This is a genomic window from Candidatus Brocadiaceae bacterium (genome assembly GCA_012728835.1).
Classification (GTDB): domain Bacteria; phylum Planctomycetota; class Brocadiia; order SM23-32; family SM23-32; genus JAAYEJ01.
In genome coordinates this window covers 1-12,837 of the sequence record JAAYEJ010000058.1, presented here as the reverse complement: position 1 = coordinate 12,837, position 12,837 = coordinate 1, and the positions used below count along the sequence as shown (strand labels likewise).

The window sequence follows — 12,837 nt, the reverse complement described above, 5'->3', positions numbered from 1 at the left end:
TAGTGCTCCAGGACCTTGCCCCGATGTATCAAGTCGATGCGATGATTCGAAGGCCGTCCCCGGAGCTTGTGCACGATGCCTGAATCGCCTTCGGCTTCCAGCACGCATTGGATGCGACGGATCTGCCGCTCGGAAAGATGCAGAATCCTCACCGCTTCCTCTTGAGTCCTCTTGCCTTCCATCACCGACGCCATCATCTTGAGCCGATCCCGCTCCTTCTGGCTCATCTCGATCCGGTCTCCCTCCATCCGCTCTCCTTCCACCCGAAGGAAAGCGGACATTTCTATCCGCCGAAGACCGGACGTTACTATTCGCGTATGACACGCGCGCCCCGCCTTGCGCCGCGCCGGACGCTCTGCTACGCTGCCGGCGGTTGAGTCCGTCCGAACGCGTCCGGCCGCGTGCCTCAGCGCCCCCCGGAGGCCCCGGAGCGACAGTGCGGCACTCGCCCGATAGACCAGGCGGAGAGCGGAACATGATCGAGAACGGCGATTTCTCCCGGGCCCGTGAGGGGACGCCCGCCGCATGGACGGCGTCCGGCGATACGGAGTACGTCGACTTCGAAGCCCGAGCGGTCCGGGACGACGGCCGCCCCTGCGTCCGCCTGGAGTGCCGCCGCTGCGAGGGGCCGTTCGCCTCCCGCTACGTGACGCTGGAACAGGCCGGCGGGCTGCGCCTGAAGAAGGGCCGCTGGTACGAGCTGGTCTGCCGGACGCGCGCCGAGGGACTGAGGGAGCAGACCGCTGCGGTGACCATCGCGGCCGGGCCGGACGGCCCGTCCTGCGGCCTGGATCACCACCTCTGGGTGACCGACCGGTGGGCCGAGCAGCGGGTCCCGTTCCGGGCCGACCGCTCCGTCGGCAAACGGGGCCGCCTCCGCTTCCAGATCCGCGAACCGGGCGCCCTGTACCTCACGGACGTGCGCATCGCCGACTTCGACCCCGCACAGGTCCGCGTCGTCCACACCGCACCCCCCGGACCGGGCCGGAACCTCGTGCCGAACGGATCGTTCGAACTGGGCAAGATCGGCTGGGCGGCCGTCGGAGAGCCCATCTCCTGGGCCAACCTGGACCGGCTGCCGGGCCGCGTCGAGGGCTCCGGCGGCGTCGACGGCAACCGCTTCCTCCGCGTCCCCATGGGCACCGACGATGCGCTCGTGTTCCACTGGGGATACTACGAGCCGATGACGATGCGCATCCGCACGGTCCTGGCGGCCAACCTGGGGTGGATCCCCGTGCGGCCGGGCAGGGCCTACACCCTCTCGTGCGCCCTGCGGGCCAACCGGCCGGGCGCCACGGCCACGCTCGGCGTGCGCACGCAGGACCTGCTGGGCCAGGGCCGCCGAGAAGGGCCCGAGGACCTGCGCCGACGCGTCGCCCTGACCGATGAGTGGCGGCGCTACACGTTCACCTTCCGCCCGGCCAATCCCCACCTGTTCGTGACCGTCGGCCCCGACCTCATGCGCGCGGTGGACATCCACGTGGACCTCGACGCGGTCGTGGACGTAGACGCCGTCCAGCTCGAGGCCGGGAGCAGGGCGTCCGAATACGAGCCCCACGGCCCCGTGGAGGCCGGGCTGGAGCCGACGGCGGACGGCGGGGTGTTCGTCGAAGGCGAGGAGGCCGCCCTGACGTTGCGCGCGCATAACGCCGGTGGCCAAGCGGCCCGAGTAAACATGGAGTTCGAGGTCACGGACTTCTTCGACCGGCCGGTGCATCTGCCGCCAGCGTCCGTGCAGGTCGCACCCCGGGCGACGGCCGAGGTGACCGTCGCCCTGCCGTCCGACTGGAAGGGCTACTACCGGCTGCACGCCCGCTGCGAAGGCGCGGGGCTGGTCGGTGACCGGTGGCAGCGGATGGCCGTCGTGGCGCCCCCCACGGCCCGAGACAGCGTGCTCGGCGTCAACCATGCTTTCGCCGACCCGTATCTGACCCGGCAGGCGAAGAAGGCGGGAATTACGTGGTACAGGGACTGGTCGCTGAAGTGGAATGACCTGGAACCGGCCCCCGGAGAGTATCACTGGGACGTGGGCGACGTCCAGATCGACCGCATCGTGCGCGAAGACGTGCAGTTGATGGCCCTGCTGCCCCCCTACCCTTCCACGAAGTGGAACACCACGGCCCCCCCCGAGACCGCCGGCAAGGGCCGCGTGCCGCGCGATCTGGCCTGGGCGCCGAGAAGGCCCGCACGGCTGGCCGAGTTCGTCGAGCGGGCGGTCGGGCACTACAGGGACCGCGTGCGCGTCTGGGAGTTCCTGAACGAACCGATCTACACGCACTACGCCCTGCCCCAGGGCGAGGGCGGCTACGAGCCGGCCGACTACGTGGCGCTCCTGAGGCCGGCCTACGCGGCCATGCACCGGGCCGACCCCGACTGCATCGTCATCGGCGGTATCGGCAGCTCGCCGCGCAAGCTCACCAAGGAGGTGATCGAGGCCGGCCGCATGGACTGCATCGACGCGTTCGTGCTGCACATGTACCCCGCGCGGGGCGAACTGACCCCGGAGCACTTCATCCCGCAGACCGACCTCATGCTCCAGGAGATGGACGAACACGGCGGCCGCAAGCCGATCTGGGTCACGGAGATGTCTTACTACGGCGAGGACCTGCCGCTCATCGAGCCGTCGTGGCCGCCGCGGGGCTCCTGGCTGGGCCAGCGGGCGCTGCCGGGCGAGCGGGAGTGCGCGGAGTACACGATCCGGCTCCTGGCGCTGCTGACGGCGCGCGGAGCGGAGCGGTTCTTCTTCCATGCCGGCGTGGGCGGACACGTGAACACCGCGCACGACGGCTGCTGCTTCTTCAAATACGGCGGCACCCCCGCCAGGCTCTTCCCCGCCCTGTCCGTCTACGCACGCATGATGGGCGAGATGCGGCGGTTCGTCGGCGAACGGCGCCTGGGCGACGACGGCTACTGCGTCGGCTTCGAGACCGAGGAGCAGGCAGTGCTGGTGCTTTGGCAGGCGGCCGGGGAGACGACCGTCCGAGTCCCGAGCGGCGCCGCATGCGTGGACATCGTGGGCCGACCGATCGCCGGAGACCGGGTGGCGCTCTCCGGCTCGGTGCTGTACTTCACCGGCGCGTCCGGCACGGCCGGCCGCATGATGGAGGCACTGGGCTGAGGCGCCGCGACTACGACCGGCCGCCGTCCGGGCCGCCCCCGACACGGGCGGCCCGGTCGCGACGGTCCAGTTCCCTTGCGTCGCGCATTGAGCAGACGAGGAAGACCGCCAGCAGGATGCCCGTCACGGCCAGTCCCGCCAGGTCGAGCGCGCGCAGGGGCACGCCGAGAAGCGTGTGGACCGGCGGGTTCCAGAACGGCACGACGACGTTGACCGCGAACAGGGCCAGGCGTACCTCAGTGGGCCCGAAGCGGCCGTAGGAGAGCTTGAACCGCCCCTCCGCGTATGTGGCGACATGCACGTAGATGTTCATCATCAGGTAGCCCACGACGAGCAACTGCGCCACCCGGAAGTCCATGTAGGGCGACAGCCCCAGCCCCGTGCAGATCAGCAGGGCGCTCAGGGCGTCGCAGATGTGATCGACGAAGTAGCCGTAGCGTTCCCGCTCGATCCTCCGCACCCGGGCCAGAGTGCCGTCCAGACTGTCCGCCCACCAGTGCGCCACCAGGCCCGCGTTCGCCAGGACCATCCACCAGGGGCTCAGGTTTGTGAGGCAGTAGCCGGCGACGATCAGCACCGCCGCGACCATGCCGAGCAGCGTCAGGTGGTCCGGCGTGACCCGCCGGGGAAGAGCCGCCGCCATCCGCGGGAGGACGTACGCCTCAAACGGCCCCGTCAGGGTCCTGATCTCGCGCCGCGCGTTCGGCTGCTCGCTTGTCATCGGCCGCCACCCTCTTGAACAGGAGGAACTCGTTGGCGAAGAACTTGACCACCGGAGCGGCCACCATCCCCGCCAGGTCCGCCACCAGGTAATGCACCCCGGCGAACTCCACGAGCACCCAGAGCATTCCCAACGTCACCACGAAGTCGATCGACGCCGTCACCACATTGTAGCGCAACAGGCGGCCGAAGTAATCGCGCCCGCCCGGGGCGACGCGGTCTCGCCACGTGGTGAAGTAGTACCACGTGAAGTTGTGCACGATGGCCACCTCGATCGCCGCCGCGCCGGCCACCGGCAGCGACACGCCCAGCCGTCCGTGCAGCAGGTAGAGGACGGCCAAGTTGACCACAGTGCCCACCCAGGCCACGACCTGGAACCGAATCACCCGGCCGATGACCTCCCGTCTGCCCATCCCTTCTCCCGAACTGAGGAGTCGCTGCCCGCCGCACAAGAGAGCATACCCGCTCGCGCCGTGCCCGCAAGTGCCGCCTCGCGCGTTGACCTGTCGGCCCAAGGGCATTAGTCTGCAGCGTGGGAGGCCCCGCGCCGGCCCGGTGCCGGCCGTCAACGGAGGACGCAGAGCGATGATCGAGTTACTTGACGCGCAGACGGGATTCGGAGGCGGCCGCCGCGGCCACCCGTGGGTCCCCTCACCGGAGGAATGGCTCGCACAGATGGACCGCCTGTCCATCGCCCGCGCGCTCGTGCGCACGGAGTTCGACGAGATGGACGGCAACCCCGTCTACTCGAACGCCCTGCTCTACGAGACGTGTGCAGCGAACGCATCCCTCGTCCCCTGCCCCACCGTGCTCCCCACCGGCCACGGCGACGTGCCGACCGAGGCGGAGCAGATCGACCTGGCGCTGGCCAACGGCAGCGGCGCCGTCGTCCTGCGGCCGGGCGCCGACGGGTGGAGCCTGGCCGACTGGTGCTGCGGGACGCTGCTGGGCCTGCTGCAGGAACGCCGCATCCCGGCCCTCTGCCGCAACTCGGCGCTCGACTTCGAGCAGGTCGCGGACGTGGCAAGCCGCTACCCCGAGCTGCCCCTCGTGATGTACCGCCTCGGCTACCGTTCGCAGCGCACGCTCGTGTCGCTGATGAAGGCGTTCCCGAACGTCTACCTCTCGGTCGGCAGCCCCTATAGCGTCCACCTCGGGCTGGAATCGATGGCCGGCCACGTCGGAGCGGAGCGCCTTCTGTTCGGCACGGGCTTCCCCTACGCCGAACCCATGGCGAGCATCACCATGCTCACCTATTCAGACCTGGGCGACGGCGACAAGCAGTTGATCGGCTCGGGCAATCTGGACCGCCTGATGGGGGGGATACAGCGATGACGACACTGCTGGAGAAAGGCCGCCGCGGCGAGTCGCTGGCCGAGTACGACATCGTGGACATGCACGCGCACCTGATGATGGGCCCCGTGCCGTGGGGCGAGGAACCCGCCGACCACCTGGTGCGCGCCATGGACCAGTCGGGCGTCCGGACGTCGCTGGTCAGCTCGCTGGCCCGGTCGGGCTTCCGGATGGAGGCCTGCAACGAACTGATGCACCAGGCGATGCGGAAGTACCCCGACCGGCTGCTCGGCTACGTCTACGTATGGCCGGGCGACCCCCAGGCCGTGCGCACGGAGGTCGAGCGCAGGCTGGCCCAGGGCTTCACGGGAATCAAGATGCTGGTGCTGATGGGCTACGACTACGTGTACCCCGGCTATGCCCCGGCCTTCGAGATCGCCAACGAGCGGCGCCTGCCGGTGCTTCTGCACGCCTACGGCGGCCAGGCGGGGCTGGACGACGTGCCGGTGCTGGCCGAGCGCTACCCGGACGTCAACTTCGTGCTCGCCCACGCGGGCGCGCAGCAGGTCGAACACCACATCCGGATCGCCGGGCAGGTCGAACACGCCTACCTGGAACTCTGCACCAGCAGCGCAACCTACCGGGCCGTGGAGACGCTGTTCGAGAACGTGCCCCTGGAGCGCATCGTCTGGGGCGCCGACGACCTGCCGCTGAACATGTCGCACCAGCTCGGCAAGGTCTTGGGGGCGCAGATCCCCGAAAACGCCAAGGAGCAGATCCTCTCGGGCAACGCCCGGCGGCTGCTGGCGCAGATCCGCACGTAGGGCGCCGCCGGCCGGGCCGTCAGTAGGGCAGGAAGATCGGGCCCGTACGCAGGCCGGTCAGGAGGCCGAGGAATGTAATGACGCTGATCGTCAAGCTCTCCCCCAGAACGACGCCGAGGAAGAGCTGCCGGGCGCCTCGCAGCACAGGGCCGCCGCCGAACTTCAGAACCAGCGCCTTGGCGAGCCACCCGAGGAAGAACGAGAACCATAACTCACGCGTGCACCATGAGACCGTGATGGCGAACCCGAGCGGGCTGATCGGCCACCAGTAGAACGTGCCGCGCAACGCCATCAGGATGCCCATCCCGACCACGCCCGAGGTGAGCCCGCCCCACAGGCACCGGGCGTCCTGGCGCGGCCGGGAGATCATCGTGCTGATGCCGTTGAACCGGTTCTCCTGATGGTAGAGGTGGCTCGCACCGATCGGAACGTTCAGCACCCCCCGATCGTAGTAGACCCACTGCATGGTCGAGTAGGTCGCCGCCACCAGGGCGACCACCAGCGTGATGAGCATGATGGGCAGCAGCAGCTTCTTGCGCCGTTCGAACAGGGACGAGATCCGCATGGCGTTCATCGCGTGCGGACCGAGCAGTTCGCGGGAGTCGGAGATGAACATCGCCCCCTGCAGAGACGCGACGACGGCCGCCGAAGCGCCGAAGATGCGCCCGCCGCTGATGCGGTGGAGGAACCAGGTGGGGCTCCAGCCCTGCTGGGTGAAGAACAGGCCGCCCTGCGCCACCATCCGCATGTGCACCAGCACGATGGAGAACGTCAGGGCCACGAGCGCCAGCGCCGCACCCAGCGAGACCCCGAAATGCAGGTTCCACGCCACCAGACCCGCCAGGGACAACAGCAGCCCCCAGAACGCCAGCCCGCCGTGGATCGGCTCCTCGCTCTGGTCCGGCCCTCGGCCGCCGAACGCCATCTTCGCCACGCCCCAAAGGTAACGCCGCGCCATGTACAGCATCCCGACCGCCATCGCCAGGAACGCGCCCGACTGCTGCCACAGCAGGAACGGCCCCGACCGACCGCTCTCCAGCGGCCGGCCGATCGATTGCGCGATGACGATCTGGAGACACATGAACGCGTAGAAGAACCAGACGCTCAGCGACACGTCGCTGGGCACCAGGAAGGCGAACCCGATCGCCAGCGGATAGATCTTCCCGTCGCTGACGAGCACGTAGTCGAGCGCCGTCTCCTCGAGGATCTGCTGGATGGGGATCACCACCCGCCAGCCCGCGTCGGCCCCGGTCAGAAGCGGCGCCAGACGCAACAGGCCGAACAGGATCGTCAGGACCGCCCCGATGCATAACGCCTTGCTGCGCATCACCTTCGGGAGGAACTTCCCCTCCCGGACGCCCTCGGTGAACTCCATGGGCACGCGCGCCGTGGCGAAGAAGAGCCGTTCGGAATCCACCCACTGACGTCGCAGCAACCCGCACAGGAAGATCGTGGCCAGGTAGAACAGCCCCACATACGTGCCCCACGTCACAAACGGCCGGACCCACTGACCCCACGGCACCCGCACGGGCTCGCCCCGCGGCGTGCCCTCGAAGAACTTGCGCGCCGCCGGGCTCCTCGGGTCGTTGCTGAGGAGGATCCCGGGCGGCGCGTTCTTCAGAACGTCGTCCTCCCAGGTCAGATCGGGCCTCTGAGCCAGGTACGGGGCCGAGGCCAGCATGGGCGGGAACTGGCGCATCAGGCCGCTGCCCGGCACCGTCGCGGCCACGATCATCATGCACCAGATGAGCATCAGCTCGGCCTGGCGGAGCATCCGGGCCGGGCGGATCAGCTTCAGCAGTCCGTTGACGCCCAGAGTGAGCACGAAGAGGAAGAAGAACACGCCGACGGGGAAATGGTTGCCGGTGAGGAAGGTGTTGCCGATGCGGTAGTCGTTGACCGGTACCAGCAGGCACAAGGCCACGACACAGATAAGCCCGATGATGAATGCCCGCCAGGTCAAATGCGCGCTCCCGACAAAAAGCACCGACGCGGCGGCAGTATAGGTGCGACCGGCTCGCGAATCAAGTCCACCGTCGCGAATCCGTCCGCGCCGTCAGCGCCCGCCGTGCCGGATCAGCTTCAGCGCCAGGTCGCAGCGCACCTCGGGCAGGTCCACCGTCACCCGGCCCTCCCGAACGGTCAGGTACGAGGTGCGCGTCACACGGCCGCGCCGCGTGTCCCACCACTGGACGCTCCAGGTCCCGTCCGCCAGGCCCTCCAGCGCCATGCGGCTGGGCGCGGCGGGCCGGATGCGCACGCCGTCGCGCACGTTGAACCACGTGTGCTCCTCGTTCTGAACCCAGAGCAGCAGGCGGTCTTCGGAGGCCATGCCCAGCACACGCAGCGGCGGGCGCTCACGCGTCACGTATCCGTCGGCGCGCAGGGCGAGCAGCTCCAGCCAGTCCTTTCCGGTGTTCTCGATCCGGACGGTGTGGCGCCCTGCTGGCACGTCCACGCCGAACCACTCGTCGTACTGCGTCTGCCAGATCCCCCAGCGCCCCCGCCACCGGCTGCTGCGGCCCAGGTCGGGCCCGGCGGGCAGGTCGGCGGTCCGCACCCGCCGTCCGTCCACGTGGAAGTGCAGCACGGCCCCCATACTGACCTCGCCCACTCGCACGGAGAAACGCGTCGGCGCCCGGCAGTCCAGCTCGAACGTCAGCGAGGAGGTCAGGTCCGGCTGCGCCCGGCCGTGCAGCGTCTGCGGAAGCTCATCCCGCCCCTCCACGGTGCCGTCGCGCCGCAGCGCGAACCGCAGCCCCTCGGGCACGGAACGGTCCCAGCCGGCGCGGAGGCCCGAGAACTCCAGGTCCCGGCCCTCCACCGGCCGGGGGTCCACGTATTCCACCGCGGGCGCCGGGATCGGCCGCCAGCACCGGCCCGCCAGCGGCTCGCCGGCCACGAACCGGGCCAGCCCGCGGTAGACGCCGTAGAGGCGCAGGGGATCGATGTACTCCTCATGCCACCAGCTCACGGGGTTGGAGGCCGCCCCGGACATCAGCGCCGCCCAGTTGCCGTTGTGCAGGTGCACCCCGCCGGGATCGGAGCGGTCCGTCCCGCCGGACGAGTCCACGCCGTATTCGCCGAACAGGTGGGGCCTGTCCGGGTCCCCCCGGAGCTTCTGTGCGCAGATCGCGGCGACCTCGAGGGCCATGTCCGCATGGGGATCGTTGGCATACCAGTGGCTCTGCACGATGTCCATCGCCGGCAGATCCCAGAGCTCCGGCCACCCCTCGGTCGTCCACAGGCTCGTGGTGATCGGATGGTCGAACACGTCCAGGTCGGCCACGACGCCCGCCATCTCCTCATGCCATCGGGCCACGTCCTGCCGGTTTCGCGACGCTCCTTCGAACCCCTCGACCTCGTTGATGAACTCCCAGCAGAGCAGGTTCGGATGGTGACCCCAGCGGGCGACGATGTAGCGCAGTCGGTTGCGGTAGGCGGCACGGGCGGCCTCGGAGCGGAAGAAGTCCATGACCGTCCGGCACGGGCCGCCGCGCTCGGCGTTGTAGGGGTTGTCGCGCCAGCCCTCCATGACGTCCTGGTGGGTGTCCAGGCAGAGCATGACGTAGATGCCGTGCCGGCGGGCCAGCTCGAAGACGCGGTCGAGTCGCCATGCCTCGTCCATGCGGTAGTGGCCGAGCGGTCGGCCCCACTCGATCCCCAGGGCGGCGGACCACATCCAGAACCGCGTGTAGTTCTCGCCGGCGCCGGCCATGCGCCGGAAGACGTCCGGGAGGTCCGCACGGTAGGTGGTCACGTTGTGCCCGATGGCGAAGAACGTCTCCCCCGCCTCGAAGGCGAGGTAGCGCGGCCCGCCGTCGGGCGCGTCGCCGACGTGTACAAATCCGGGAGAATCCGAGTCTCTGCACTCGAACGCCACCGGCTCGGCCAGGGCCCGGCCGCCGGCATCCCGCGCGCGGACGGTCACCAGGTGGCGGCCGGTCTCGCGGGGCGTGTAGCGCACCCGCCAACCCCCGTCGCCCTCGGGCGTCAGCAGTTCCTCCCCTCCCTCGTATCGCGCCCGGAAGCCCTGCCAGTAGAAGCCCGGCACGTCGTCCGTCCGGCCGGAGGGAGTCCGCACCCGCGCGTCGACGGCCACCTGCTCGGGGTCGAACGGGTTGTCGTAGGACGCGTCGAGGTCCACCAGGAACTCCACCGGCTCGCCGCGGCGTACGACCCGCCGCTCCGCCCGCACCCCGAGCAGCATGAGCGGCCGCGCCGAGGACGGCGTTCTCCACCGCGGGTCGACGCCGACGGGCTCGGCCAGCCGCAGCGACAGGCCGCCCCGTGCGCGGCCCCGAAATCCGCTCGGCACCAGCCGCACGTTCAGGTGAATGCTCCGCCCCTCCTCGATCCAGGAGATGAAGCGCGTCGGCTCGTCGCATTCGATGTGCAGGGCGGTCTGGTCGGTCAGCGGCACGCTGCAGCCCCGGCTGGAGACGTCGAACCGGCCGGCCATCCGGACCGGGGGAGCGTGCGTGAAGGCGATTTCGCGATCCGCGTAGTCCGCGTAGGGAAACGTGAAGGCCAGGAAGACGCCGCGCCGCAGGTCGATGGAGCCCCGGCGCGTGAATTCGTAGTTCAGTCGCACGCCGCCGGGAATCTCCCGTGCGGTCTTGAGGAACCCCACGCCCCCGTCCCCGTCCTCCGCCCTCTTGGTGATGGCGCCTTCCCAGGCGCCCTCGCGGCGGCGTTCGACCAGGCCCGCCCCGCGCCAGACCCAGCCGTCGTAGTGGGCAAAGACGTGGGCCTGCACCGGCGGGCGGCCGGGCACGGCGAGCACGACGTCGCCGTGCGCGTCCACCTCCAGCCGCGGCACCGCGAAGGCGGATCCGCACAGCACGCCGATGCACACCGTCGCCCAGAACAGACGCATTCCGCACGGCCTCCCTTCCGCAATCCGTTCCGGCCATCATAGTGCGCCGCCCCGCCGATCGGAAAGCACAAGGCCGCATTCCTGCCGGTGGGCTTGCTTTCGCGACACCGATGATGGTAGACAACTGCCCGGAGCGTCGGCCGGAGTGCGGTTCTCAGCGTCAACGGGAGGCCGTCCGATGGGCTATCTGATGGGGATCGACGTCAGCACGACAGGCGCCAAGGCCCTCCTGTGCGACGAATCGGGCCGAGTGCTGGCCGCCGCGACGAACGAATACCCGTCCTCGAATCCGAGGCCGCTCTGGAGCGAGCAGCATCCGGAGGACTGGTGGCAGGCGACCTGCCGTTCGGTCCGCGACGTCGTCGCCCGGGCCGGCGTCCGGGGCGAGGAGGTCTCGGGCATCGGCCTGAGCGGGCAGATGCACGGGCTGGTCATGCTGGACGGCCGGGGCGAGGTCATCCGGCCGGCCATCCTCTGGAACGACCAGCGCACCGCTGCCGAGTGCCGCGAGATCACCGACAAGGTCGGCCGGGAGCGCCTGCTGGAGCTGGTGTGCAACCCCGCCCTGACGGGTTTCACGGCGCCCAAGCTCCTGTGGGTCCGCACGCACGAACCGGCCGACTATGACCGGTGCAGGAAGGTCCTTCTGCCGAAGGACTACGTGCGCTTCCGCCTCAGCGGCACATTCGCCACGGAGGTGAGCGACGCCAGCGGGACGCTGCTGCTGGACGTGCGCAACCGCCGCTGGTCCGAGGAGATGCTCGCGACGCTCGGGATCGACAGGGCGCTGCTGCCCGACTGCTACGAATCGCCGGCCGTCAGCGCGTCGGTCAGCGAATCGGCCGGGCGCGCACTCGGGATCCCCGCCGGCGTGCCCATCGTCGGAGGTGCCGGAGACCAGGCCGCCGGCGCCGTCGGCAACGGCATCGTCCGCACGGGCGTCCTCAGCGCCACGATCGGCACCAGCGGCGTCGTGTTCGCGTTCAGTGACCAGGTGGCGACCGACCGCCGGGGCCGCCTGCACACGTTCTGCCACGCCGTGCCCGACAAGTGGCACATGATGGGCGTCGTCCTGAGCGCGGGCGGCTCCCTGCAGTGGTTCCGCAGCGCCCTGGGCGAACCCGAGAGGAGCCGCGCCGCGCAACGCGGTGCGAACGCCTACGACCTGCTCTGTGAGCGGGCGGCGCAGGCACCGCCCGGATGCGAGGGGCTGATCTTCCTGCCCTACCTGACCGGCGAGCGGACCCCGCACGCGAACCCGAACGCCCGGGGCGCGTTCGTCGGCCTGACGCCGCGACACGGCCGCCCCGAGATCGTCCGCAGCGTGCTGGAGGGCGCCGCCTACGCCATGAAAGACTCGCTGGAGATCATGCGCCAGCTGGGCGTCGAGGCCGAGGAGATCCGCCTGTCCGGCGGCGGCGCGCGCAGCCCGCTCTGGCGCCAGATCCAGGCCGACGTCTACGGCCGGCCCGTCTGCACGATCAACGCTGACGAGGGCCCGGCCTACGGCGCCGCCCTCCTGGCAGGCGTCGGCGCCGGAACCTGGAGCACGGTCGAGGAAGCCTGCACGCAGGCCATCTCGGTGGTGGAGCGACACGAACCGCAGGAGGCGGCCATGCGCGCCTACCGTGCGTTCTACCCGCTGTTCCGGAACCTCTACCGGTCCCTGGAATCGGACTTCGACGCCATCACCGACGCGGTCGAACGGCTGCAGCCTTGAGGGGCCCCCCCGCCTTCCGGCGTCTGGAGGCGCTCCGTGCGGCGCGATCGTGGGAGCGGACATTTCTATCTGCGGTTGACATCAGGAATTTTCTGTATGTCATACGCGGATAGTAATGTCCGGTCTTCGGCGGATAGAAATGTCCGCTTTCCTTCGGGTGGAAGGAGAGCGGATGGAGGGAGACCGGATCGAGATGAGCCAGAAGGAGCGGGATCTGCTCAAGGTGATGGCGTCGGTGATGGAAGGCAAGAGGACTCAAGAGGAAGCGGCGAGGATTCTGCAT

At 69.7% G+C, this 12,837-nt stretch carries 9 protein-coding genes; 4 read left to right on the top strand and 5 right to left on the bottom strand.

Going from position 1 to position 12,837, the window contains the following annotated elements; translation table 11 throughout:
* Nucleotides 1-227 (bottom strand): helix-turn-helix domain-containing protein (locus tag GXY85_08715; protein ID NLW50905.1); only part of this gene is annotated, 227 nt, incomplete at its 3' end.
* Nucleotides 228-475: 248 nt separating this feature from the next.
* On the opposite strand from GXY85_08715, the gene GXY85_08710 reads away from it, so the two are divergent.
* Nucleotides 476-3,118, top strand: a complete 2,643-nt coding sequence (locus GXY85_08710; protein ID NLW50904.1) for a hypothetical protein — start codon at nucleotides 476-478, stop codon at nucleotides 3,116-3,118.
* Between the two features lie 10 nt (nucleotides 3,119-3,128).
* On the opposite strand, the gene GXY85_08705 is transcribed toward GXY85_08710, so the two are convergent.
* Both GXY85_08705 and GXY85_08700 read right to left on the bottom strand, forming a co-directional pair.
* Nucleotides 3,129-3,839 carry a CDP-alcohol phosphatidyltransferase family protein gene (locus GXY85_08705; GenBank protein NLW50903.1) on the bottom strand — a complete coding sequence of 237 codons (711 nt, stop codon included), beginning with the start codon at nucleotides 3,837-3,839 and terminating at the stop codon, nucleotides 3,129-3,131.
* Nucleotides 3,781-4,251: a GtrA family protein gene (locus GXY85_08700; GenBank protein NLW50902.1), complete on the bottom strand. Its 471-nt coding sequence runs from the start codon at nucleotides 4,249-4,251 to the stop codon at nucleotides 3,781-3,783. Before GXY85_08700 ends, GXY85_08705 begins: the two co-directional genes overlap by 59 nt.
* Before the next feature lie 172 nt (nucleotides 4,252-4,423).
* On the opposite strand from GXY85_08700, the gene GXY85_08695 reads away from it, so the two are divergent.
* Both GXY85_08695 and GXY85_08690 read left to right on the top strand, forming a co-directional pair.
* Nucleotides 4,424-5,173 (top strand): amidohydrolase family protein, encoded by a 750-nt coding sequence (locus GXY85_08695; GenBank protein ID NLW50901.1) that lies wholly within the window; start codon nucleotides 4,424-4,426, stop codon nucleotides 5,171-5,173.
* Nucleotides 5,170-5,955, top strand: coding sequence for an amidohydrolase (locus tag GXY85_08690; protein ID NLW50900.1), 786 nt, complete (start codon nucleotides 5,170-5,172; stop codon nucleotides 5,953-5,955). The genes GXY85_08695 and GXY85_08690 overlap by 4 nt, the downstream gene beginning before the upstream one ends.
* A 19-nt stretch (nucleotides 5,956-5,974) precedes the next feature.
* Here GXY85_08690 and GXY85_08685 read toward each other — a convergent pair whose 3' ends face one another.
* Together GXY85_08685 and GXY85_08680 are read right to left on the bottom strand one after the other, a co-directional pair.
* Nucleotides 5,975-7,918, bottom strand: a complete 1,944-nt coding sequence (locus GXY85_08685) for a hypothetical protein (GenBank protein NLW50899.1) — start codon at nucleotides 7,916-7,918, stop codon at nucleotides 5,975-5,977.
* 93 nt (nucleotides 7,919-8,011) lie between these two features.
* The gene (locus GXY85_08680) at nucleotides 8,012-10,834 is read right to left on the bottom strand and encodes a DUF5060 domain-containing protein (protein ID NLW50898.1); all 2,823 of its coding nucleotides are present in this window, start codon (nucleotides 10,832-10,834) and stop codon (nucleotides 8,012-8,014) included.
* Between the two features lie 178 nt (nucleotides 10,835-11,012).
* On the opposite strand from GXY85_08680, the gene xylB reads away from it, so the two are divergent.
* Nucleotides 11,013-12,554, top strand: coding sequence for a xylulokinase (gene xylB / locus GXY85_08675; GenBank protein NLW50897.1), 1,542 nt, complete (start codon nucleotides 11,013-11,015; stop codon nucleotides 12,552-12,554).
* Nucleotides 12,555-12,837: the final 283 nt, after the last annotated feature.

Coding starts and splice junctions, on each gene's coding strand:
- GXY85_08710 (NLW50904.1), top strand. CDS start 476: ATGATCGAGAACGGCGATTTCTCCCGGGCCCGTGAGGGGACGCCCGCC.
- GXY85_08705 (NLW50903.1), bottom strand. CDS start 3,839: ATGACAAGCGAGCAGCCGAACGCGCGGCGCGAGATCAGGACCCTGACG.
- GXY85_08700 (NLW50902.1), bottom strand. CDS start 4,251: ATGGGCAGACGGGAGGTCATCGGCCGGGTGATTCGGTTCCAGGTCGTG.
- GXY85_08695 (NLW50901.1), top strand. CDS start 4,424: ATGATCGAGTTACTTGACGCGCAGACGGGATTCGGAGGCGGCCGCCGC.
- GXY85_08690 (NLW50900.1), top strand. CDS start 5,170: ATGACGACACTGCTGGAGAAAGGCCGCCGCGGCGAGTCGCTGGCCGAG.
- GXY85_08680 (NLW50898.1), bottom strand. CDS start 10,834: ATGCGTCTGTTCTGGGCGACGGTGTGCATCGGCGTGCTGTGCGGATCC.
- xylB (NLW50897.1), top strand. CDS start 11,013: ATGGGCTATCTGATGGGGATCGACGTCAGCACGACAGGCGCCAAGGCC.